The following is a 24,171-nucleotide window of genomic DNA, read 5'->3' as shown; positions in this document are numbered from 1 at the left end:
ACAAGTATACTAGAATTTTTTCGCAGATTCGAGCGTTATGTTTTAGTGCGCCCAAATATTCTTTATTTCATATAAAAGAGGTACCTTACAGCCTACCCAGGCGGCATCCCTCATTGGTATCAGTTACAAAATGCTCGATAAGACGGTTGAGACTTTTAATGAACGTGAGGCTTTCGCATGAATGGTTATTTAATAGATTCAAACATACTCATTAATTCCAATCGTTTTTATCGTCAACAGTTTTTCCCTGTCGTTTGGCATTTTTTTCTAAAAGTTCCCAATTTTTATATGCTGGATCGCGTCTATGACGAACTAATTTCAAAACCCGATGATCTATGTAACTGGACCAAATATAACTATAGTAAAAGGGTTACCACAGCTGATGATTGTATTTCGGAATACACGCAGGTCAATAAATATCTTTCAGGGTCTGGATTATGGACACCGGCTGGCTACCAAGAATGGACCTCGAAGTATGAAAAGGCAGATCCTTGGCTGATTGCATGTGCTATGAAAAATTCATACACGATTATTACTGATGAAAATAATACCGGTCCTAATGGAAAAGCCACCAACAATGAACCAAAGATTCCATTCGTCGCACAACACTTTGGTGTCTCTACAGAATCTTTCTGGGAATTTTTAAAACAAGAACACTTTGTAGCCAATTAATTCTAATATCACTCTGGGCTAGTTTAACTGCTAGCTTATTTTTTATTGTCTGAGGCTGAAAGTTAAAATATTCATGTTATTCTTGCGACAGTGGGAGTCGTCACCGCTAACCAGTTGCAGCAGGCGCCTCGTTCTACTTAGTCAGTGGGTGTTCTGCCCGCCGGCTTAGTAGAAAACCAAGCTTGGGGACTCGGTATTTTCGAGGCTTCAAATCGTATTCGCACCGTTTCCGGCTCATATCTGCCGGCCAGTAAGGCGATGACTCGCCAATATGACGTAATTTTAGTCCCCGTATTGTTGTTACAACAGTCATATTGAATATTTTGAAGCTTTTAACTTTCAGTCATCAAATATTGAAAGATATTCCCTGACTATTCCCAATAAAAAAGAAGGATATCCTATGCCAGACAATCAAAATTCTTTTGACCATCCAATAGACTTATCAAAATTTCTCAGCATGGATCAGGATCAGGCCACCCAATTTAACTTTCTAACACAAAACAGTGAACCTGATCGATGTATGCTAATAAATGGCATCTATAATCAACTTTATCCTTGGTATAACAGGCATTCTGATGCTGGTGACACCTTAAATACTTACCGCATCGCAATAAGGGATCACTATGGTCGCAACTACCGGAATCTGGATCGTAAAGTACAGTTAGAAATCCTAAGAATCATAAGTAAATATACGCCTAACAGCAAGCATCAATTTTTGGAGGTTAAGTTAACTTACAAGCATGGCGCCCCCTACTATCAAGTACGCAACAACTATCAACTAGGAAACTTTGGTATTCTTCCCATTCACGGTGGCATCAATCCTAAACGTTCACTGCCCCCCTACTTTGATTACTTCGACAAGTATCTCGTAGCGACGAACCTCTTTTATTCAGATAATAATGAAAGTGACGATAGATTACTAACCGCCATAAACAGTCGGCGAGACTATTTTCAATGTTTTGATAACATGACTAATTTTGTACATATGAATAATCTAGATGACTTCTTTTCTGACAACTATGTTTCTTCCCAAAATATTATTAAGCTATCAGAAGAACCTAGTTTTGAAGCCTATGTTCAGGCTGCTACAGAAATTATTTCAAGCCGTGGTAATCGCATGTGGAACCTACTACACAAATTTTCTTAACCTATCGCTGAACAACTCCAACCAAGAAAGGGTACCAGACAACCGCCAGTTTCTGATACCCACCATATTCTGCTTATCTTTGGTTCCAACTTGCCATGCAATTTTCACTTAATTTTATTACGCCCGAATTGCGTCCGATTATCATATGCTTTCTGAAATCGAACTAAAACCACACTTATCTAATCTTATATGTGGTGCTAATAGCATCAAAAAAGGCGGCACCCGCATCAGGTACCGCCTCAATTCTATTCAGTTACTTACGCCCTCAGCCGCCTTCACCGACTGCAACTCCCCTTGCACCACCAACCGCTTCGGTTCGCCACGCCTAGCCGAGTTACACGTAATCAGGGTCACCAGCTTTTTTCCGGGAACATCGTCGATGACGTCGACTTTATGGCGGTCAATCACTTCAACCCGTGTGACCCGGTAGCGATAAACTCGCCGCTTATCCGTCAATGTCACGCTATCTCCCTTGCGGACGCCTTTTAGCGGGGAAAATAGGAGTCGCTGTGTGGTCATATAGTGCCCCGCCAGCGCATAATTTCCTTGGCCCATCTGCTGATCTGCCTTCAAGGTTCCTGCGCCTCTAACCAGCACGTCATTACTAACGCCGACCCCGATTGGTAAGTCCAATCCCACCGCGGGAACCCGCAGCTGGCCGATTGCGCCGTAGTCACTGGTCCCGGTCAACTCGCGTAAGCCATAACCAGCAACTGCTAGTGGGGTCAGCTGCGCCGTTTTCGCGTAGTTGAAGGGATCCGTTCTGCCCTGCTCATCTTGTGCCGTTTTGGTTGCCGCCTGGACACTTTCGGCCGTCATCCCCTGTGTTGCCGCGTCACTCAGCCACGTCACCGAAGGATTTTGCATCAATCCTATGAGAATCAGCCCACCCCCGATGAGAAACATCACCACCGCCAGCCAGAGGGAAGCCCGCTTTGCCTGTCGTTTACCTGTTGCCATTTAGCTTCCCTCCCTTCTTCGACGGTAGTGGCGATATCCGCCCCAGGCACCCGCCACGAGCACCAGAATTGCTAACACCAGCGCAACCTTTTTGTAGCGGGTCCAGACGAACTTGCCTTTAGGAATCGTCTCAGTTTCATTTGGAATTCGTTCACCGGTCACCAGCAAGCGGTGCGTGTTGATCATATACGGCGTACAGGTCATCAGCGTCACCTGGTTCTTCGCTGCCGACCGACTGATGGGTTGCCGCGTTGCCGCCTTCACCGTTCGAATCGTGGTCACCTGGTAGGTCATCAACCCGTAAGCATTTTTGAGGTAAAAACGGTCACCGCGGTTCACTCGCCAAAGGTCAGTGAAAAGTTGCGCGCCAGGTAAGCCGCGATGGGCTGTAATCAAACTGTGTTGGTCCTTTTCACCCTGCGGAATATCCGTTCCGTGAACCAGTCCGGCATATTTCTGGATAACTTCTTCACTAGTCCCAACAAATACGGGTAACTCCACGTCGATTTTGGGAATCGCCACTAGCGCCACTGGTTTCGTCTCAATGAACTCTTTACTCGCCTTCTCAAACGGATCCTTAACCGTGGTACTCTGATTATCCGTCGCTTGCTGCTGTAAAGCGCCTTGGAGCGCCTTAAGTTGTTTCGTACTTGCTGTCTGCAGCTGGTTCTTATACGCCACGAGGACCCCCTGCTGCCGCCAATGGGTCACGACGTTACTTGCTACTGGGTAGCCGATCAGGCCCAGGCCCAAGCAGAAGAGTAAGATTGCTAGCCATTTTCGCATGTGGGAGTCCCCCCTTCTCTAGTTGTCCGAGTGACTGCCGACCTTACGTTGCTTTTCGTTGCCGGTAGTACAGGTAACCTGCGCCACCCATTAGGAGTGTCCCAACGAGGAGGAACAGCCAGATACCCATCCCCCCAGTGATTGGCAGGGCGTAGCGTTTGTTTTTGATAACCTTCGTCTCAATTTCCGTCGTTTCGCCATTGTCAATTTTAAACTCAGTCGCGTGCTTCAAGCGGGCATAGCCGGCTGGGGCTTGCGTTTCGACTAGGTTATACTGCGTGACCTGACGTACCTCTTTGTCGTAAATGTAAGGCACACCAGTGATTCCAAAATTCCCATCTGCGCCAGATACTAGTTCAGTGCCGTCAGCTTTATCGTCGACCCATTTCACAAACTGATTGCCATCGAAGACTGCCCAAGCAATCTTGCCATCCTTGTCGATACTTTGGACCTTAAACTTCGCACCGGCCAAAGCATTCTCAGAACTCGCGTCAATCTTTTGGAATTTAGCTTCACCCAGAATCAGGTAATTCACGATGCCGATCTCTGAGCCTTTAATCTTGAAATAGTCTGCACTTGGACTCGTTTTGTAGTCTTTGATGTTGCCGAATTTATCGACCGTAAACTTCAGAGAGATTTTTTCATCCCGAACTTCCGTTTGCTGGTACCAAGGATACTTGGCGATCGAGGATTCTGTCAGCACGTACCACACACCGGCTTTCAGGCCGCCAAATTCGACATTTCCGTTGTCACCAGTGGTCAGCGTTGTGGTCAGGTCTCCGTTTGCCAACGGTTGATTATCTTCGCGTTTCAACTCGAATTCAACATCCTTTAGGACAATGTGGTCGTTACTAGTCGGCGCCTCCGGATTAATCCCCACCTTATGAATTGTCGGGTCCACGTTATCAGCAACAACGTTCTTTGGGTAGAGGTGAATCGTGTCTTTGTTGTTCAATGGTAACCCCACAATCATCGGCGCCGACAACTTCGTCAGGTGATCAGTTGGCGCGTCCATTTCCATGATCAGGTAGAACCCGCTATTCGTTAGCTTCTGCTTAAATTCTAGTACGCCACTCTTGCCGCCTAACTCCTGTGTCGCAACGAGCTTCAACTCATTTTGCTTCACGAAGGTTTCTTGGGCCTGGAGTATATCCTCAGGGGTCGCACTGTTCCCTGTAATTTCGTTAATCAGCGCGTTTCGTTTTTCCTTAAAATCTTCGCTAGTCATTTGACCCTTGCCATCGGCACCTTCGAACCGGTCGGTCACATCATAGATACTATAGGTCACATTACCAAACGTGTCGGCATCATAGGGAATTAGCTCCCCCAGGGATGTGATTTCATCCCCGGTATTTTGAAGCTCAGCGCCGGTTTTATTTTCCAGTTTATGCAGAACCATCGTGACTTCACTTGGCGTTGCGTCACTAGCTGTTGCAGTCATCTGACCGCCTAACGTGAGGCCACAGAAGGCAAAGGTTGCCAGGGCCAGTTGTCGTAATTTTGTGAATTTCATATGGGTTATCCTCCTCTAGGGTGAGTGCGCCAAATGGCGAGAGACGATAGGGTGAGCATGATCCCTAAAACAATGAACCAGATGATCCCTTGGCCGCCAGTTACAGGTAGGCTGTAAGGCTCATTCTTTATCATTTCGACATTTTTTACTGACTTTTCTGAAACGGTAAATTTGTGTGTTGCGCCAATCACATAACCGGCTGGTGCCTTGACTTCGATGAGGTCATAGTCGCCGTACGGCAGTCCCGTCACTTGAATCGTTTTGCTCGCGGAACTTTTCAGCTTCGTCGCATCTTCAGGCTTCTCCGCCGTGCCGACCAGCTTGCCATCGTCGTCAAACTTCAAGTACTTTTTATCCTTGTTGCGGATGATAAACTCGGCACCCGCAAGCTGCGTGTCGTCGGTGCCATCAACTTTCTGGAATCGATAGCCCCCTCGTACAACCTGGTTCGTTACGGTAATCACTTGGTTCCGGTCATTGGAAATTTCGACCTGTGCTGAATCACCAATGATTTCCCAACGTTTTTCGCTTGCGTTGAAGGCTAAGGTGAACTTTTGAGGCGCTACATAGCCCGCTGGAACCACTTCAGTGAACGTATACGTTTCTTTCGAATTCATTTTATCCAACACGATTTCGCCGTCGTCATTGGTCGTGACTTTTCGCTTGTCATCGCCACCTTCAATATTGAAGACAACGCCAGCAAGTTTCTCGGTTTGGTCTGGGTTCCAGTGGCTGTCACCCAGTTTCCTCAAAATTAAGCTGCGGTAAAATTCTGTCACCACTTCATTTGTGTCGTTATCCCACTCGTAGCCAACGCCCGAATCGAATTTAACATTAGCCTTATTTTTAAAGATTCCGACAAAATCATCGTCGATCTTTACCTTTATTTGAAAGGCAAAGGGCTTGCCATTAAACTCTAGCGTTTCAATTTCTCTATCTGACAACTCATAGGTCACCTTCTGACCCTCGACGGTCACCTTACCACGCTCTACGTTTTTCATCCGTGTGCCATCCGTATTGTATAACCAAACCATTTTAGGTTTAGTCTTCATTCCAATGGGGAGCGTATCCGTCAGTGTGATCTTATTTGGCTTCGCAATCGAGTCATCGGGAATACTGTACGTGGGTTGATAAACCGTGTAGTAAAATTTGCTAAGATCATCACTATCACGACTAATCTCCGCGTTGTCTAAGTTGTTGTTCTCAAGACCAAAATCCGGCGTGCGGTGAACCGTTTTCCGTGGTTTATCAGGCTTTAGGGGAACAATCGAGCCAGTGGAGAATGACTGCCACGTGAAGCCGGCATCACTTCTTAACATGAATTCGTGTTTCACATTTACTAACGGGAAGGAAACCGCACCCTTTTCGTAATTGGTTGACCCTAGGAAGTCCCCCCATTGGTTTTCTCCGGTATAGGGTAAATAGTTGCCATCCTTATCTTTAGTATAGATGCCTTCACCAATGCCTTCGTACCAGCCATTTCCGCGATCTTTAACCATCGTATCAGCAGACAGTTTAGCTGGTAGCTTTAACTTCGTCCCGGCCCATTCGTGGCGACCCTTTTCATTCCCATTTAACGAACCAAACGTGAAGTAAGACTTATAGTCGGTACCATCTCGCCCAGGAAAATTAAGGGCCCTAGTACCGTCTTCATTCGTAAACGTGATATCCAAGTCGAAACGCTGAATTCCGTTATACACGATACCGGAATAGAAGTTGCTAGAAAGGTCAATGTAGGCGTCCTTTCCATCTGCAAGGTTCGGGCTGTAAACCAGCTTGGAAATTTCGATGATTGCCCCCATCTTCTTATCTGGCTCGTTTTCCTCACCTGAAGTGGTATAGGCACCAACGTCCGGATAATATACGATAATTGTTTCCCCATCCAAATCGGTACCCTTTTCAAAGACCATGGCATGAGATTTTGCATTTTCTTTTTGCTGGTAAGAAACATAATAGTGCGTCCTATACAGTTCATTCGCGTAATAGCCGGCAACATTTTTGCCATCGGCACCTGACGACTTGTTGTAAATCGCAACGCCCGCTTGCGTTGCGAGTGTCCCGCCAATCTTCATATCATCCGACCAGCTCCCGATTTTGACCTGCCCCCGCTGAATCTTAATCGCGGGTTCCGTCAGGTTATCAAGCGGGTTTGCCGCTTGACTCACCCGACTCGTCTTGGTTGCGGTATCCGCGTCAGCATCCGCATCGTCATCAGTGGCTTCTTCACTTGCTGACTTGCTACTGGACGTCGCTGGTGTCTTGGACTTCGTCGCCCGGGAGCGTTGCTTGGCCGACTGTGAATTTTGACGCGTCGTGTTTGCAGCTGATTCTGAACTTGACGTGGCCTGGCTACTGCTATCACTGTTGCTATTACTATTGTTGTCAGTAGTCGGCTTGTCACTGTCATTATCATTGTCGCTTCCCGCTGCTGCCTCTGAGCCAGCATCGCTATCGGCTTTGACGGCAAGCGCGGCAAGTTCGTACGTTTCATTCTTATTCACAACCTGTAATTCAAGCTGTAACTGGTCCATCAGCAGGGGGTCAGCTAGGTTGATGGGAACGACCAATTCCACCTTTTGAACCTGGTCATGATCGCTATTGAGGAGTAGTCGCCCCTCTTGATCGATCTCTGCTGTGATGTCCTTGTCCGCCTCTAAATCGGTAATCTCTTCAGCAACAAATTTTGCGTATTCTTGATTTTCTAACGCAATCACCGTGTCCCCGGTCGGAACTCTGAGCGTCATTGCCACTTGCAACTCCTCGGGCTGATGACTTGTGATACTTTTAACGTCCTCGCCAGATTTATCTTGGAGGGCCGCTGTTCGAATGACGCCTTCACGCTTATTCGCTTGAATTCGCATAACCGACGTCAAACCAATGAGACAAGTTACTAGGAAAAATATTCTTAGCCATTTTTTCATGGGCACTCCTCCGTATCAAGCGGGTGTCTAGCTGTCTTGTTATTCAATGAACTAAGAATACCAAGCAAATATGAAAAAGTTATGAATATCATATGTAAAATATAATACTATTAACTCAGTTGTTGTGTTACACGCTAAATGTATTGTAACGACATCTAAATTAACAAAGCCGTTAAGTATGCTGTTTTCTACTATAGAAGAGTCGCTAACCTTGACTCTCTTTGACAGGTACCTATGCACGAACTGCCATGACGGGCCCCCAACTTGCATAGGCCGCTAAGACGTATAACTTTACTGCGGCGATAGCGGAGATGTTGGTTGCTACTGTTTCACGTGAAACAGGATTTTGCGCCACGATAACCCGCTAATCACCATCCTAGCAGCATAAAAAAGCCAACCAGAAATGAATCCGGTTGGCTTTAATTTACCTGCTTTAACTATCTTGGCGTGTCGCGGCGAGATCAATCTCCCGCACGTTAACTTCTTGCGGCATATCGTAGATGAACTTAACCGTTTGTGCCACGTATTTCGGATCTAACGTTAAACCACCCATCGTTTCCTTCCAGGCCTCATAGTCCTTTAAGGCGCTGGCATCCGTAACGTGGGTCAGCAACTCCGTCTCACCAGCACCCGGTGCAACCAAGGAAATCCGGACATTGTCATTGGCGACTTCCTGGCGAATGGTTTCGGATAAGCCATGAACGCCAAACTTGCTGGCAACGTAAGCCGCATGGTTGGCGAAGGCCTTGAACCCAGCGATAGATGACATGTTGATGATGGTCCCGTGCTGCCGCGCAACCATTGCTGGCAAGACAATCTGCGTTCCGTTGAGCACGCCCATGACGTTGGTGTCGAGCATCGTTTGCCATTCCTTAGGGTCCTGCCGTTGTACGTTACCTAACAGCATGACGCCGGCATTATTGATCAGTAGGTCGGTGGCGCCATACTTGGCTTCGGCCATCTCGATAGCTGCCTTCAAAGCCGCCTGGTCGGTTACATCGACAGCTGCAGTCATGACATTACTGAAATCTAATGGTAGTGTTTTGATTTTCTCTACCCGTCGTCCTAATAATAGTAACGGAAAACCTGCGGCGTTGAATAATTTGGCATCTTCTGCGCCAAAACCTGAACTGGCGCCAGTGATGACAACTAATGGTTTTGTTTCACTCATGATAATAAGTCCTCCTAAAGGGTCTGTCTTTGATTGATTAATGGTAGTATAGAATCTAGAGTCAGCTCTAAGTCAACCCATAAATTAAAAAAGGAGTTTTATCTATGAGTTATTCGATTGGCCAAGTGGCCGCAAAGCTAGCCATCAGTCCCTATACCCTCCGTTACTATGACAAGGAGGGCCTCTTACCCTTCGTCGATCGAAATGAAGCCGGGCGGCGGCGCTTCAAAGATAATGATTTTAATTTTCTAGAAGTCATCGTCTGCCTCAAAGAAGCCGGCGTTCCGGTCAAACAGATTGGTAGCTTCATCGACCTGTGTATGACCGGTGATACCACCTTGCAGGCCCGCTACGACTTCTTAGCAGACCACGAACAGAAATTGATGGCCAAGATGGCTCGGTTGCAGCATACGCTGGACTTTCTGCGCTGGAAAAAGTGGTATTACAAGACCGCGTTACGGGCCGGAACGGAAAGTATTCATTATTTACCGGGCACGAACCAGGTTGACCCCGCGGTACATGCAACATTTGAGCAGTTGGTGGCCGATGGGGCTAGTCCAGTGGAACTTGGAAAAATTGAGTGAAAACGGGAATGGGACTAAAGGCGGTTGGCCGGCGAGCACTTCAAGGCTGTCGCTTTTTTTGTCTAAAAAAAACTGATACGCCATTTGGGCAGGCTATCGTTTCTTTCGCCGCTGACCCGGACGCTTCACTCGAATTTGTCCTGGTTTTCCTTGAAGAAGTCCGCGTACACCTGCACTTCAGGCAACTCAACCCATTGCTTCGTTACAACCGGCACCACATCCAAATCATAAATTTTAGCGCCCGGTAACGATAACAAAAATGGCGAATGCGTTGCAATGATAAATTGACAGCCAAAAAACCGGGCACTGTCCGCTAGCAACCGCACTAATTCCTGTTGGCGAGCTGGTGACAGTGAATTTTCCGGTTCGTCTAGCAGATACAGTTGATTATCCTGAATCCGTTCGGCAAAAAAATGCATCGCGCTTTCGCCATTTGATCGCTCAGTCACATTCTTCTGTAAGTGCTCTCGCGTGTAACGAGACTGCGTTTTTCGGCGAATCTCCAACGTCTTCTTCAGCTCATCGTAGTCAGCCATATTTCGGTACTGAAAATTACCAAATTTATGATCCAGGTAGTCCTTGAAAATATCCTCACGTTTGTCATCGATTCCTTGGTTTAACGCCCGCAGATCCAGCATATGGTTGAACACTTCATCGCTAGTCATAATGGCTGATTGTTTCGGTAAGGGCACGTGCATTGTATAGTCGCAGAGTGTTACGTACTTTTCAAAAAAGCTCGACCGATTATACAGTGCTCCTCGCTTTAGACCGAGTTTCTTAGCAATAATATTGAGTAGACTCGATTTTCCCGACCCATTATCACCATATAGAATGGTCACTGGCTCGAACTTTAGTACGGGCACCTGCTTATCTGGAAAAAGTTGAAACGGATAGTAATCCGAGAATGCCCGACTCTTCTGGTGCCGAAAGAATTGCCACTCATCGTCTTCGGTCGCGACTGTAAAATCCTCTAGGTACAGCATGCTGCTCCCTCCCCATTCAATAACTACTTCCATCCTATCAGGAACACCTAGACTTAACCAGTCACTATCTGCCAGCCGGTAAGGTGCTGACTGGGCGACCTCGCCTAATCTTAACCGCAATAACACTGTATTTGAAAACACAGTTGCCTGAAATTTTTACCGGGCAGGATGGTTTAACCAGTCACCCGATTTTTGTCATTTTATTTCGACGCTCAGCGCCATTCTCCCATAAACACCTAACCATTCCGCCACTTATGGGGGAAACGAGGTAGGCAGTGATGGTAAAATGAGCTACCATATATAGTATTGGTTACCAAGGAATCTACCAGAAATGGTAGCAAAAGATGTTTATTTTAGATGTGGGGGATTATGCTATGATGACACTCAAAACCAACGGACTGGCCGCCTTACGCGTGCTAGCCGTGACCAAACGGGACGGGACCCAGACGCAATTTCATCCCTATAAGATTGACTTTGTCCTCAATCAACTTCACTTAACAGCCGACCAACAAGCTACCGTGACGCAGGCTTTGGTGGCGCACTACCACGCAGCGACAGCCGTCACAACGGACGATTTGCGGGCCACCTTAATGGCGATTTTTCAGCAGTTTAGTCTACCGGTCGCCGCTGCGGACTACCAAGCACACTTTGCGGCCGATCAAGCACACTTCGCCAGTGCAACCGACGTTGAGGGTCGCATCCACCGACTATTCGCTCAGGACGCCAATGTTATCCACGAAAATGCCAACAAGGACAGCAACGTATTCAACACCCAACGCGATCTAGAGGCCGGTGCGGTCAATCGTGCCCTTGGTCTTAAAATGTTGCCCGGTATCGTTGCTAAAGCCCATCTCAGAGGCGATATTCATTGGCACGATCTCGATTACTCACCCGTCTCGCCAGAAACCAATTGTTGCTTGATCGACTTTGACGGTCTCTTTAAGAACGGCTACAAGATTGGAAATGCTGAGGTCGAATCGCCCCGGTCCATTCAAACGGCGACCGCCCAAATGGCGCAGATCATTGCTAACGTGGCTTCTTTACAATATGGTGGTTGCTCAGCAAACCGCATCGACCAGTTGCTGGCCCCCTATGCCGAATTAAACTATCAAAAGCATCTCGCTGATGCCCGCGAATGGGTGGCACCCGCCAAGCAAGTAGCCTTTGCACGGACCAAGACCAAGAAAGATATCTATGACGCCATGCAGGCTTTGGAATACGAAATCAACACCCTGTACTCTTCACAGGGACAGACCCCCTTTACAACCGTTAACTTCGGCTTGGGAACGAGCTGGTTAGAACGCGAGATTCAGAAAGCCATCCTGGAGATCCGCATCAAGGGCCTCGGTCGCGAACACCGAACGGCGATCTTCCCTAAGTTGATTTTCACCCTCAAACGGGGCTTGAACCTGAACCCTGGGGATCCAAACTACGACATTAAATCACTGGCCATCACCTGTTCCACCAAGCGGATGTACCCCGACCTCTTGATGTACGATAAAATCAAAGAACTCACGGGTAGCTTTAAAACGCCCATGGGATGTCGCTCGTTTCTCCAAGGTTGGCGCGACGAGAACGGCGTGGAGGTCAACTCTGGGCGAATGAATTTAGGCGTCGTCACCGTAAATCTACCCCGCATTGCGCTCTCAGCACACGGTGACCAAGACCTATTTTGGGAAATATTCGAGGAACGCATGGCAACCTGTCATCAAGCGTTGGCTTACCGCATTGAACGCACCAAACAAGCCAAGCCAGAAAATGCACCGCTTCTATATATGTACGGCGCATTTGGCAAGCGGCTACAACCTGGCGATCACGTTGACGATCTATTTAAGAACCAACGCGCGACCATTTCTCTAGGTTATATTGGCATTTATGAAGTCTGCACGACATTTTACGGACCAGACTGGGAAAATAATCCCGTTGCTCGTGACTTTGGACAAAAAATTGTGCAGGCTATGCGGGCGAAGTGCGATGCTTGGGCGCAACAAAGTGGCTACCATTACAGCCTATATTCCACACCGGCTGAATCGCTGACCGACACGTTCTGTCGTGACGACATTGCTAAGTTCGGTCGCGTTCCTGACGTCACCGATAAGGAATACTACACCAATAGTTTCCACTACGATGTTCGTAAGCACCCGTCGCCATTCGACAAATTAACCTTAGAGGAAAATTACCCGCAATACGCGTCGGGCGGCTTCATCCACTACTGCGAATACCCCAACCTTCGCCAGAATCCCAAGGCCTTAGAAGCCGTTTGGGATTGGGCATACGACCATGTCGGTTATCTCGGCACCAACACCGCTATTGATCAATGCTTTAAGTGTGGCTTCAAGGGCGAATTTACCGCAACTTCACGTGGCTTTGTTTGTCCTCAGTGCGGTAACCACGACCCTAAGTACTGTGACGTGGTCAAACGAACCTGTGGTTACCTGGGAAATCCGCAACAACGGCCCATGGTTCACGGACGGCACGTTGAAATTACGTCCCGTCAAAAAAATATGTCTCCGGAGATGATTCAGCATGCCGCGACCTACGAGAAAACCAAACAATCCGATGCCCAAAGAATGGCTAGCCGCAACCTTAAGTGAGCAATATGTGGCCGATTATAAGCCGTTTAACTTTGTCGATGGTGAAGGGGTGCGCTGCAGCCTGTACTTGAGTGGGTGTCCCTTTCACTGCCCCGGATGCTACAATGTGGCCGCGCAAAACTTTCACTACGGCCAACCCTATTCTCAGGACTTAGAAGACCAGATCATGACGGACCTCGGCCAAAGCTACGTGCAAGGCCTGACCTTGTTGGGTGGTGAACCCTTCCTGAACACGCAAGTTGCCATCCACCTCTGTCGGCGAATTCGCCGGGAGTTTGGTCATACTAAGGACATCTGGTCCTGGTCAGGCTACACGTGGGAAGAACTCCGCCAAGATTCCGCTGATAAATTAGAACTGCTGTCCTTGATCGACATTCTGATCGACGGTCGCTTCTTGGAAACGGAAAAGGACCTCACGCTACAGTTCCGCGGCAGCAGTAATCAGCGCATCATTGATGTTCCGCAATCACTAGCCGCCAACGATGTGGTGATTTGGGACAAACTCGTCCACTAATGACTTTTGTTTCACGTGAAACAAATATAAAAATAGGCGCCGACATCTGCGTAAAATGTCGGCGTCTCTTTTAATCTCGAAATTTACGTTGGTTGAAGTCATCGCCATTACCCGTTTCATAGAACGTTGCTAATAGATTATTGAACGCTTCTAACTGACTTTCATTGATATTAAATAGGCCCACCCCAGCATCAATTGCTAAATAATTAATCGTTAAAAACGCGGTCCGCTTGTTGCCATCCCAATAAAATTGTTGGCACATCATCGTCAATAATAAATCCAATAAGCGCTCAGTAAATGTCTTGTTTTCGGCTTCTAAAATACCCCTAATCGCGGGGGCAACTCTTGCTATTTCAGGAACCGGTGGGACGTATTCCGTGTTGTCTAACATGACGTTTCCAGCCCGAACGTGCCCCGGTTCTAACGAATCATTTTTAGCCACGAGCACATTGATCTGGTTACTGATCGCCAACACGTAAGGGGCGTCATTGGTGATGACAAATTGCCACCCACGCTTTAAGTTGACGATTGTAATAATATCATCCGTCGTCACACCAGAGACACCTAAACCTTCGATAATGGTTCGTGTTTGGGACAGCGTGGCTCGCGTGCCTTCAAATTTAGATGTTGAAAAGACTAAGTTGACTAAATTCTTTTTGGCCATGAATTGGGCCTGCTTTTTGGTCATGTGATACTAGTCAGGGTATGCCACTGCTTTAGCCCTCCTTACGCCGACTATTGTGTTGCGTTTAGCACAGTTACAGCTAGAAATTAACCGTAATCAATCCGGAAGTCGCATGTCTTTTACTGTTTCACCTTTTGTCTGAAGTTTTTGATATTCTTTACGAAGTCTTCCCATAATTTCATGTCGGCGACCCATAACAGGCTCACCTGCAATGACGAAGAGCCTTTGACTTGAATATGCTATACTAATGCTCAGAAGTAACCCTTACATGCAGCCTTGGAATCGGCGGGTTCACGTTCCAACTCTGCCACTCACCATTACCGGCTGACTGTGCTCATTGGCTATTGGATTCCCAGTTAATGATCCGTGTTCAACTGCAGTGATTGTCAATTTTACCCAAGACGCTTGTACCTTCATAATCGTATTAGCTAAAAATAGGATTCTTGGTTGTGCCCTTTGCACAACTCAATAATCCCATATCCTAAGTTATTTCTTTGCCCAAGGGTTCTCGTTTGGCACGTATGACGTCAGCTCATCTTCCGCATAGTAATCCTGCTGGACCCCGCTAAAACGAATTAAATAACGGCTACGCTTGACGTCCTTGTAGACGACAACTCCAACCAGCGGCGTGGTCCCTAATTTTGCTAAAACTAAATCACCAATTTTGTAGGTTAACATTAAGCATGCTCCTTCTTGTTAATTTCATTATCAACCATAAGCTCAGTCTATAAAATTAAAGGCTAAGAAACAATCATCAGTCTAGCGCAATCGATGATTAATGAACGATTCACCCTAATTGTCGTTTATCTCGAAAGGAACTTGACGATGTCCAAAACAGACCTACGCGTCACTAAAACTAAGCGGGCTATTCAACAGGCTGGCTTGGCACTATTGCTTAAAAAAACCGTCAATAAAATAACAATTACCGAACTAGCGCAAACGGCCCTTATTAATAAAGGAACCTTCTATTTACATTACGCCGATATCTATGCCTTATACGATGAGTTGTTAGCCACAGTCGCCAATGAGGCCATCCAAAAATCAACGGCATATCCCCTATTATTTCTAGATAGTCAGGCCTTTGTCCGTGAGTTTCTATTCGCTGAAAGCCCAGCACTCCAACCAGAACAACTCGCCCTGCTAAAGCCAGAAAATTTACGATTTGCTCCCGACTTTCCAAAGGTGTTGCTCCACCTTTTTAAAACGGCCATCTACGCAGTAGGTCGGCTAGACCCTACCCGAGAAAATGATATCAGACTCACCTTTTTACTAAATGGCATGATTTCATTACTGGTTGATCCCTCGTTGATTGACCGTAACGATCCGGCCTGCGTCACCTTCACCGTGCAGCTACTCAGCCGTAATATCGAGCAGACCTTCCCGGAATTCTATCGTGATTAATCTTCGTGAAAGAAATGGTACTCTGAAACTCCTGACAAAAAACGAGAGTGGGACAAAAGGCGATTAGCCGGCGAGCATTAAGGCGGATAACCGAATAATCCCGGGATTGGATTATTTGGTTATCCGTTTTAAGCGGAGCCAGTTGCCTTTTGTCCCACGTTTCAGCAACGTAAATTCAGAGATAGCAAAGGAGTCTGGGGTTTTCTCCCAGACTCCTTTTTTGACATTACATCTAACACCATGTGGGGATATGTATTTAACACATAGTGCTAATCTTGTGTTCCCCCATTGCCTTAACCAACACTCCCGCATTGACCGGAAGTGTTTTTACTTTACAATGTTCACCAAGTCACTAATAATCAATATTTGTTAGACAACTTAAAAAAGGTGTGAATTCACATGACATTTCTAATTTCAACTGGCGTGCTGGTCATCGCAGCGATGCTGAGTATTGTGATCAATCGACGGTGGCTGCCCCGCTTATCGGTCAATTACGTGAGCATGTTACTGGGGGCCATCATTGCACTGACTCCCCTGCTGAATGGCTTAGTAGCGCGGTTTAATTCAGACATCTTTATTGGTTTAATCGTTTCGCCCTTGCTCTATTTTGAGGGTCAAAATACGCGGCTAAATTTAGTTGGTCGCCACGTTCGTGAAATTATTAGTTTAACCGTTGGAATGGTGGTTCTCTGCGCCGTTGTTGCCGGGTTAGGCACACATTTACTAACCAACGTCGGCTTACCCTTAGCCTTCATCTTAGCAGCCATCAGTACGCCCACGGACGCGACGGCAACTGAATCGGTCACGATGGGCCGTGAATTGCCAACGCGCGAGGGAATCGGTCTCAAATTGGAGTCGCTATTCAACGATGCCTCCGGGATTATCCTGTTGAACATGGCCATCCTCTGGTACGTCAACGGCTACGTGAACTATTCGCAAACGCTGGGCGACTTCATTTATTCAGCTGGTGGTGGGATTGTCTTTGGTGGCCTCATCAGCGGCGCCATTGTGTATGTGCGCCAATTTATGCTGCGCTCGAAGGTTAATTTCATTAATAATACGTATAATAATGGGACCCCACTAAAGGTGATTTACCTGATGACGCCGTTCGTGCTGTACTTTGGCGCGGAAGCCATCGGTGTGTCCGGCATCATCGCCGTCGTCTTTGCTGGCCTAGTACACAACGCTGAAGGAGAGCGGAGCGCGCTAGCCAATCCGCAATTGGCCAACGATATCTACGCGTTGGTCGGGCTACTCAGTGACGTGCTGAACAGTATCGTCTTCATCGTTCTGGGAATTATGATCTTGCGAACCACCTTAGATCAATCCGTGTCATACAACGGTTCCTTGGTCTGGATTGCGATAGGGATCATCTTGTACCTCGCTAACCTATTGGCCCGCTACGTGTACATCCGGCTGGTTCACCATATCTCCAAACGCGAGGCCTGGATTTTTGCCTTAGGTGGTATTCACGGTGCCGTCACGTTTGCCTTGGCCTTTACTGTGGCTGAAACGCAAGTCAAAACGGCCGACTTCAACTTAGTCTTGATGTCGGAAAGTCTGCTGATTATTTTAAGTCTAGTCGTACCCACTGTCATTTTCCGGTGGCTCTTGCCCAAGATACAGGTCGACGTCGATGGGGCTACTCAGCTGGCGACCGTTCGTGAGCAAATGATTGAAGTCGGCGTTCAAACGTTGTGGACGATGCCTATTTCTCAGGAATCTAAGGACGCCGTGACCTTTGACCTGCGTTCCCAAAATGGTCATACGACCGTCCCCCAGTTTTGGGCAGAGTGGCGCCGCATGGTCCAACACCCGGAATACACGCCGGATCAGTTACGGGAGTTGATGGTCATTTACCGCAACGTTTTCCAGTCGGAACGGGTTTACTTGCTACAACAGTACGAGGAACATCACGCCATCAACGAGGATCTCTTCAACGAGCTGTACCGAGAGATTGGTATGGCGGAAATGGTCATTCTGGGTTATGGCGTGGTGCGGTAGTGAATCTATAAATACAACAAAACTACCAGTATAGTCATCATGGCTACCTGGTAGTTTTGTTTAAAGCCGCATCATTTGTGATATGGCAATCCCTCATTAATCCTAAATGCCCGCTAAGCCTGCTCCGTCAACACTAACCGCATCAACTAGTAAGGTACGATGCGAACCGACCAAACGAGACTTGGATGGCCCCTCTAAATCTGTCAGCGTGATCCCTAGTGAGCTTCCAATGACTAATCTGATATTAGCATACCGACCTAGAAATTAACGCCAAGTTGCCTATTCTACCAGTAATCTAAGGATGAACGATTCCCAAGTCAATCATCGACTGGGCCGTCGCTACGATTGCCGTTTTCGCTGACCGGGGGTGCCAATTCAATAGCTTAACGGCTTTGGCGTTGCTTGTTTCTGCGTACCCACCCACAATAGACGCAATCATTTTTAAATCGGGTTTGAACACCGCGGCCGCCCTAACCGCAACATTTGGAATCGTTTTAGTCGGTAACTTTGCCGCAAGGGCTGGAAAAGCTACTCGTAAAATATTGGCCACGTCCAGCATTGATAACGTCTCACCAGTCGTCGCTAAAAAGCGCTCACCGGCAGCTTGTGGCGCTGTCATTGCTAGCAGGTGCAGGCTGGCTACATCCCGAACGTCCACATAGCCAGAATCTACCTGAGGAACTGCCCTGATCTGACCATCGAGTAGCTGCTGAACTTGTACATTTGAATGGGAATAATCGCTGGCGAGTACCGGTCCCATCACACCGACTGGGTTGACCGCAGCCAGTTCCATGCCGCGCCCGGCCGTCTTGATAAACTTCCAGGCAGCTCGTTCCGCCAACGTTTTTGACTTCTGGTAAGGATGAACATTTTTTGCATCAAGGTTCGACCAATCATTTTCCGTATAAGGCGTTGTCCGGTTCTTATGGCCAGCAAAAATAGCGCCGTAAGCAGATGTTAAGACGACCCGTTTGACCCCGGCGTCACGCGCAGCAGTCAGAACCCGCAACACACCATCGACGGCTGGTTGGATCATTTCCATTTCATCCTTAAACACTCGGTTTGGCGTCGGTGAGGCCACGTGGATTGCGTACGTCGCCCCCTGCATGACTGCGTTCCAGTTGGCATCACTGTTCAAATTTGCTTCAGCCACGGTTAGGGCACTGAAATCCGTCACGCCCCCGTTGGCTAACATTTCATGAATCAATGCGGTCTTTTGTAACGACCGGACTGTGGTCCGGACGGCATATCCCTGTTGAAGTAATTGTAATATGATGTGAACGGCGATAAAGCCACTACCACCGGTAACGACGACTAATTGTTTTTTCATGATTAATTCACGCTCGCTTTCGTTTCACTTGTAACGTCTGTGAAGATAGCTTACAATGACGATACTTCCTTTTCAAGCTGAAAACGAGCATCTCTGACAGAATGGAGCATCTGTAATGGCAGCGACAAAACATGCACAAGCACTTAAACAGGATTCACAGGACTACCTCGCAACAGCCCTCCTACAACTCTTGGCCACCAACGACTTAGCCGATCTGACCGTCACCCAGGTAGTCAAACGCGCGGGCGTTAGTCGAATGGCTTTTTACCGGAACTTTACCACTTTAGCAGACGTGTTGACGGCACATTTTGAGCCAATTTTGACCACTAGATTCGATGATGTCTTGGCCCACATCCCACAGGAACAAAAATTAGTGAACTTGACAACCTTCTTCACGGAGCTCACCCCGACCCTAAGGTTAGCCGTAGAACGGGGATTCGAGCCCGTTATCCAACAAATATTTGATACAAATATGGTCCGTTTTTACGCGGCTACCATGACTTGGAACGGCGCGACTGAAAGTCAGCAGAAGTACTGGACACAATTTATGACTGCTGGTATCTACCGTATCTGGCGGGAATGGCTACTAACTGGTCAACAAGAGTCCCTGACGACGATTCATGATTTAATTGCCACGTTTCAAACCGCAACGATGGCTGCCCTGCAAGCCGAGTCCCGTGAGAGTGAGTATTGATTGCTTGCCGAGACCGGTGCATGACCAGTGTCACCACCTTGCAATGACTTCTTAGCAGACCACGAGCAAAAATTGGTGGCCAAAATGGCTCGGTTGTAGCATATACTGGACTTCTTGCGGTGGCAGAAATGGTATTACAAGACAGCATTGCCGGCCAGGACGGAAAGTATTCACTATTTACCGGGGACGAATCAGGTTGAACCGGCTGTTCATACGGCGTTTGAACGGCTGGTGGCGGATGGGCTAGTTCTGAGAAACTAGGGAGAATTGCGTAAAAAAGTGACCGATAATGAAGTGCATCACTAGTCGGTCATTTTTAGATCGAGCCATATGTATATCTCTAAAACTTACTAGTAACCGCGCGCATCAGGCCGTCATTACTTATCCGAGCAGCAAAGTTAGGCAATTTAAGCTTCATCTGATAGCTTTAGTGTGTACACGTGCTCGGTCGAAATCTTAGTGATCTTGTCCAGTTCGGCAATGTGTCTTTTCTGACCAACGTAGTACGTTTCCGAATCAATTGCGTAATCGACCAGGTTCCCATCCGTGTCGTAAACATCAACTTCATGTTCAGCATTGACTTTGAAGTCAGTCCACAGGGCTACTCGATTGTGACGGCTATGGGCAGTCACAATCGACGCCTGATAGCACAGTTGCGCACCAAGTGAACGATACAGACTGTTTGCTGGCACGTCATCTAGTGTATAAATCAGGAGTTCCCCACCGCGTGGCTGTAGTCGGCGAATAACCTCGTTGATTAAATCTCTTGCAATCCAATCCCCCGATGCTGGTAGTCAGGATGCGTAGCCACCGCATCAAGCGTGGTCAGCACAGTCCCCGCCTTAAAACCATAGCTTTCGGGATTGGCCTGAGTCGCATCCAAATAGACGGCATCAACCAGACCAACGACTTGTTTGTCACTTGTTGCGACTAAAGAGATTCTACGGTTTGCGGGAATATCATCCCGCTGATCAGTGATCTCATCGGTAAACGAGCTGTGCATGTAAGCCAATGCGCGACAACGGAGCCAACTTTCCTTTAGGTCCGGCGTGTAGTCTTGAATACTAACCATTTTTTATCCTCCTCGACATCCTCTAATCATATTCTAATATAGGATTCAACCAAAGTCACTTAAAAAGTGAATGATTGCTTGGATGAAAATATTATTATTCGGTTCCATCATATTTTTCTACGTTTTGTCAAGAAGAACGCTGATGTACTGGCCTTTTAAACGCTTAGGATAGTTTTAGATTCACTATCGCCTTCTTGTCTTAGAAGTTGCTTTAGGCCTTACTCGTGGAAACGGACCAGTACATGTGAACTTAGTGTTAGGCCTCAAACTTAATCAATTAGTACCAAGTGTAAGAGAGCTATGTTTGGTGGAGAGCTTCTCATTAAAAGCAGATTTGAATGAAATTATTGTTGCACTCCAATTAACAATTCATCATACTAAAATTGCGTAAAGAATTCTACCAATCTTCTATTTGATTCCATTACCACTAAACTGAGCTTCTTTTCGTAACTGCTTAACGACCTTACAAAGGTACTTACACTTTCCTTGCGTTCTGCACGCGCTTCTTACCGACGATTATCCCGAACCCAACGCTCAGAGTACCCATATAGTCTAGCTAAATCCTTATTACTAGCCCTTGATGCCTTTAAAATTGGTCGCAACTTCTTGGGGGTATACAACCGCATCGGTAGACTAAACTGTGACCCTCGCCAATAGCCATAAATTTTCAACATATTCTCCTCACCAACCAGATCACTTAACTCTTGGTAAATTGGAAATAGAGCATCATAAACGATGTTTTTACTCATGATTCAGTATCCTCCTGTGCATACAAAATAGGCTTAGCGCTTGATACACTAAGCCTTCATGGTAATAATATATATTTGAAAAAAAGGATAATTCATTTTCATTGGGTCATTCATAAGGAAAAATACGTGCGATTGCTCACTTGAATAGGCTGATGACTCTTGTATACTAAAATTATCGAAAGAGGAGGATTACCCATGAAAAAAGTAAAACTAGTTGCTCTTATGGCGACTACCATTCTAGGAGTTTCAACGTTTACCCCGCTAATTGAAACAGTTCAACCAGCTCAGGCTTCCACATGGCACAAAGGAACACCTAAGACTATTCGCGGAAAATGGAAGCTTCCCTATCAAAGTCAAAAAATTTCTAAGAGTACTATTCATGTCTACTCAGCTGGAAAATACTACATAAAAAATGTCAAATATAAAAAAATCGGCGGAGGCGTATTCAAAGTACGTGGCTATGAGTACACCTATCTTGATAAATACAACAATACATATTACAAACTAAAAGGCCATAAACTCATGTACATGTATATGGCGGTTGTAAAATGTAGGAAAATGGCAATTAGAAATTGTCGTTTTTCCTACATTTTTTGATATCATAAATCACATTGGGACCAAGGAGGTTATCGATGTGAGACATGATATTCGAGAAGGAGTACAGACCTACGTGAAAAACAATTTAAAACCTAACTACGCTGCTTTAGCCCGACAATACGGGGTTGATTACCGCACTGCCAAACGAGCTTTTCAAGAAGCAAAAGCTCCAATGACATTGAAGAAACCAACAAAGCGCCCTAGTAAGCTTGATGCTTACCGAGACATTATTGAAGATAAGATTGAACTTAGCTGTTCAGCCATGGCTATCTTCAAATTCATTCAAAAGAAGGGATTTACTGGTCAGTACACGATTGTTCGCGACTACTGTGCTGGTCTCAAAAAAGAAAAAATTCATAAGGCTACGATACGTATCGAACACACGCCTGGCCTATCAGTGGTCCCCTGTCAATAAAATAGACAATTTAAATAGAGACTTTTTTGTCCTATGCCACGACTAAATTTTGAATTTGAGTTTGATACTCATCTTCAAGTTGCTTTGGTGATTTGAATCCACAGTGACTGTGAATTCTAACTGTGTTGTAAAACGTTTCAATGTACTGAAAAACTAGTCGTTTAGCTTCGGAGTATGAATGGATTTTAAACCGATTTATCCATTCACGCTTAATCAAGGCATGAAACGACTCAATGCAGGCATTATCCCAAGGATAAGCTTTCTTTGAATAGCTTAATGTCATGTTAGCTGTAACTTGATTGTAAGCTTCAGACGTAAACTGACTACCACGATCACTGTGCATGATTAATGGCTTGCTAATATGGCGACTGTGCTTAGTCTTTTCAATAAGCGGGATGACATTCGATACCTCCAAGGTTTCAGATAAGTCCCAACCAATGATCCGTCGGGAGTACAAGTCCATAATACTGGTTAAATAAACGAATCCGTCATGAACTGGAATATAAGTGGTGTCAATGCACCAAACGGCGTTTGGTCGCAATGGATTGAACTGCTCGTCTAAAATATTTATTAGCTGTTTATCAAACTTAGAATTGCGAGTGGTAGTCGTCCAAGGGGTTAGGTAAACGGCGTGAATGCCAAGTTCACGCATATACTTACCAACAGTTCGTTCAGCGATCTTATATCCTTTTGAGCGAAGTTCTTGGGTGATTTTGCCGGCACCGTAAATACAAAGGCTTTTGAGCCAAATTGCTTTAATTTCACCTTGAATAAACTTCTTCCGAAGCTTTCGCGGTGATTGGTGATTATGACGCTTTTCTCGTTGATAGTAACCACTTCTTGAGATTCCAACATAATCACACATACCATTGATGGAAGGGTGGGATTCCAAAGCGTGCTGAACGTCCATTTCTTGGTATACCTTTTCGGTAGTTACTTGCTCAGAATCCCGATTGATTTTTTTAACACTTCGATCGCTCCTTCAGCGTCACGAAGTTGACGCTTTAGTCGTGCAATCTCCTTGTCCTTATCGCTGGCAAAATTACCAGAGCCACGGCCAAACTCCCCAGTCTCAGTAAACAGCTTAATCCATTTGTGTAATGTACTAGCCCCAATACCTAGATTCTTACTTATTTCATTCATGGTCATGTGATCCTTGTTATCTAAGTAATACTGAACGGCCTGTTCCTTAAATTCCTTGTCATAACTGTGCTTCGTCATTATTTGATCCTCCAATTTACTTCCTTAATTATACTAAATCAGAGTCTCCATTTAACTTGTACACTTTTTATTCTAGGCCCACAGCCCAAGTGGATTGGAAGGAAGAGATGACGCTATACTCACGTGATGGGAAGCCACATCACTTCAATGTCTTCCTT

The 24,171-nt window shown here is 46.4% G+C and carries 24 protein-coding genes; 10 read left to right on the top strand and 14 right to left on the bottom strand.

Features of this window, described 5'->3' with window-relative positions:
- Positions 1-177 precede the first annotated feature (177 nt).
- A complete protein-coding gene (locus EKM89_RS11590) occupies positions 178-672 on the top strand; it encodes a DUF4411 family protein (protein WP_125688713.1) in 495 nt (164 codons plus the stop codon).
- 400 nt (positions 673-1,072) lie between these two features.
- On the top strand, positions 1,073-1,819 hold the full coding sequence (locus EKM89_RS11580) for a DUF6994 family protein (protein WP_125688709.1): 747 nt from the start codon (positions 1,073-1,075) through the stop codon (positions 1,817-1,819).
- A gap of 249 nt (positions 1,820-2,068) precedes the next feature.
- Here the strand turns inward: EKM89_RS11580 and EKM89_RS11575 are convergent, their stop codons facing one another.
- From EKM89_RS11575 to EKM89_RS11555, 5 genes are all read right to left on the bottom strand, one after another.
- Positions 2,069-2,779, bottom strand: coding sequence for a class A sortase (locus tag EKM89_RS11575; protein WP_125688707.1), 711 nt, complete (start codon positions 2,777-2,779; stop codon positions 2,069-2,071).
- The gene (locus EKM89_RS11570) at positions 2,780-3,565 is read right to left on the bottom strand and encodes a class C sortase (RefSeq protein WP_125688705.1); all 786 of its coding nucleotides are present in this window, start codon (positions 3,563-3,565) and stop codon (positions 2,780-2,782) included. It abuts the gene before it with no gap.
- 43 nt (positions 3,566-3,608) lie between these two features.
- Positions 3,609-5,078, bottom strand: coding sequence for a pilin N-terminal domain-containing protein (locus tag EKM89_RS11565; protein ID WP_125688703.1), 1,470 nt, complete (start codon positions 5,076-5,078; stop codon positions 3,609-3,611).
- Between the two features lie 5 nt (positions 5,079-5,083).
- Positions 5,084-7,999, bottom strand: a complete 2,916-nt coding sequence (locus EKM89_RS11560; RefSeq protein ID WP_125688701.1) for an MSCRAMM family protein — start codon at positions 7,997-7,999, stop codon at positions 5,084-5,086.
- Between the two features lie 433 nt (positions 8,000-8,432).
- Entirely contained in the window at positions 8,433-9,170 is a 738-nt protein-coding gene (locus tag EKM89_RS11555; protein WP_125688699.1) for an SDR family oxidoreductase, read from the bottom strand.
- 104 nt (positions 9,171-9,274) lie between these two features.
- On the opposite strand from EKM89_RS11555, the gene EKM89_RS11550 reads away from it, so the two are divergent.
- Positions 9,275-9,754, top strand: a complete 480-nt coding sequence (locus tag EKM89_RS11550; protein ID WP_125688697.1) for a MerR family transcriptional regulator — start codon at positions 9,275-9,277, stop codon at positions 9,752-9,754.
- A gap of 125 nt (positions 9,755-9,879) precedes the next feature.
- Here EKM89_RS11550 and EKM89_RS11545 read toward each other — a convergent pair whose 3' ends face one another.
- Positions 9,880-10,737, bottom strand: a complete 858-nt coding sequence (locus EKM89_RS11545) for an AAA family ATPase (protein ID WP_125688695.1) — start codon at positions 10,735-10,737, stop codon at positions 9,880-9,882.
- Positions 10,738-11,111: 374 nt separating this feature from the next.
- On the opposite strand from EKM89_RS11545, the gene nrdD reads away from it, so the two are divergent.
- Both nrdD and nrdG read left to right on the top strand, forming a co-directional pair.
- Positions 11,112-13,331 (top strand): anaerobic ribonucleoside-triphosphate reductase, encoded by a 2,220-nt coding sequence (nrdD, locus tag EKM89_RS11540; RefSeq protein WP_125688693.1) that lies wholly within the window; start codon positions 11,112-11,114, stop codon positions 13,329-13,331.
- Positions 13,264-13,845 (top strand): anaerobic ribonucleoside-triphosphate reductase activating protein, encoded by a 582-nt coding sequence (gene nrdG, locus EKM89_RS11535; RefSeq protein WP_125688691.1) that lies wholly within the window; start codon positions 13,264-13,266, stop codon positions 13,843-13,845. The genes nrdD and nrdG overlap by 68 nt, the downstream gene beginning before the upstream one ends.
- Before the next feature lie 70 nt (positions 13,846-13,915).
- On the opposite strand, the gene EKM89_RS11530 is transcribed toward nrdG, so the two are convergent.
- Both EKM89_RS11530 and EKM89_RS11525 read right to left on the bottom strand, forming a co-directional pair.
- Positions 13,916-14,509 carry a Fic family protein gene (locus EKM89_RS11530; RefSeq protein ID WP_164510582.1) on the bottom strand — a complete coding sequence of 198 codons (594 nt, stop codon included), beginning with the start codon at positions 14,507-14,509 and terminating at the stop codon, positions 13,916-13,918.
- A 507-nt stretch (positions 14,510-15,016) separates the two neighbouring features.
- Complete coding sequence (locus EKM89_RS11525; RefSeq protein WP_125688687.1) at positions 15,017-15,208, bottom strand: hypothetical protein; 192 nt, start codon at positions 15,206-15,208, stop codon at positions 15,017-15,019.
- Positions 15,209-15,355: 147 nt separating this feature from the next.
- Between EKM89_RS11525 and EKM89_RS11520 the strand changes: the two genes are divergently transcribed.
- The gene (locus EKM89_RS11520) at positions 15,356-15,931 is read left to right on the top strand and encodes a TetR/AcrR family transcriptional regulator (RefSeq protein WP_125688685.1); all 576 of its coding nucleotides are present in this window, start codon (positions 15,356-15,358) and stop codon (positions 15,929-15,931) included.
- 399 nt (positions 15,932-16,330) lie between these two features.
- Positions 16,331-17,935, top strand: coding sequence for a cation:proton antiporter (locus EKM89_RS11515; RefSeq protein ID WP_125688683.1), 1,605 nt, complete (start codon positions 16,331-16,333; stop codon positions 17,933-17,935).
- Between the two features lie 295 nt (positions 17,936-18,230).
- Here EKM89_RS11515 and EKM89_RS11510 read toward each other — a convergent pair whose 3' ends face one another.
- Positions 18,231-19,265, bottom strand: coding sequence for an SDR family oxidoreductase (locus EKM89_RS11510; RefSeq protein ID WP_164510581.1), 1,035 nt, complete (start codon positions 19,263-19,265; stop codon positions 18,231-18,233).
- Between the two features lie 115 nt (positions 19,266-19,380).
- Here EKM89_RS11510 and EKM89_RS11505 point away from each other — a divergent pair, with 115 nt between their 5' ends.
- Complete coding sequence (locus tag EKM89_RS11505; protein WP_125688679.1) at positions 19,381-19,959, top strand: TetR/AcrR family transcriptional regulator; 579 nt, start codon at positions 19,381-19,383, stop codon at positions 19,957-19,959.
- A 407-nt stretch (positions 19,960-20,366) separates the two neighbouring features.
- Here EKM89_RS11505 and EKM89_RS14245 read toward each other — a convergent pair whose 3' ends face one another.
- The 3 genes from EKM89_RS14245 to EKM89_RS11495 all read right to left on the bottom strand — a co-directional run bounded on the left by EKM89_RS14245 (position 20,367) and on the right by EKM89_RS11495 (position 21,780).
- Complete coding sequence (locus EKM89_RS14245; RefSeq protein WP_225421875.1) at positions 20,367-20,651, bottom strand: hypothetical protein; 285 nt, start codon at positions 20,649-20,651, stop codon at positions 20,367-20,369.
- A gap of 65 nt (positions 20,652-20,716) precedes the next feature.
- Entirely contained in the window at positions 20,717-21,031 is a 315-nt protein-coding gene (locus tag EKM89_RS14240) for a GNAT family N-acetyltransferase (protein WP_225421874.1), read from the bottom strand.
- A gap of 506 nt (positions 21,032-21,537) precedes the next feature.
- Positions 21,538-21,780, bottom strand: a complete 243-nt coding sequence (locus tag EKM89_RS11495; protein WP_125688677.1) for a hypothetical protein — start codon at positions 21,778-21,780, stop codon at positions 21,538-21,540.
- Positions 21,781-21,975: 195 nt separating this feature from the next.
- Between EKM89_RS11495 and EKM89_RS11490 the strand changes: the two genes are divergently transcribed.
- On the top strand, positions 21,976-22,377 hold the full coding sequence (locus tag EKM89_RS11490; RefSeq protein WP_125688675.1) for a hypothetical protein: 402 nt from the start codon (positions 21,976-21,978) through the stop codon (positions 22,375-22,377).
- A 37-nt stretch (positions 22,378-22,414) separates the two neighbouring features.
- Positions 22,415-22,792, top strand: coding sequence for a transposase (locus tag EKM89_RS11485; protein ID WP_191988768.1), 378 nt, complete (start codon positions 22,415-22,417; stop codon positions 22,790-22,792).
- 31 nt (positions 22,793-22,823) lie between these two features.
- Here the strand turns inward: EKM89_RS11485 and EKM89_RS11480 are convergent, their stop codons facing one another.
- Positions 22,824-23,702 (bottom strand): IS3 family transposase, encoded by an 879-nt coding sequence (locus EKM89_RS11480; RefSeq protein ID WP_010011610.1) that lies wholly within the window; start codon positions 23,700-23,702, stop codon positions 22,824-22,826.
- 23 nt (positions 23,703-23,725) lie between these two features.
- A complete protein-coding gene (locus tag EKM89_RS11475) occupies positions 23,726-24,013 on the bottom strand; it encodes a transposase (protein WP_003688751.1) in 288 nt (95 codons plus the stop codon).
- Positions 24,014-24,171 lie beyond the last annotated feature (158 nt).

The sequence above is a fragment of the Levilactobacillus fujinensis genome (assembly GCF_003946335.1).
Lineage (GTDB): Bacteria > Bacillota > Bacilli > Lactobacillales > Lactobacillaceae > Levilactobacillus > Levilactobacillus fujinensis.
This window is presented reverse-complemented; position numbering and strand designations above follow the sequence as displayed.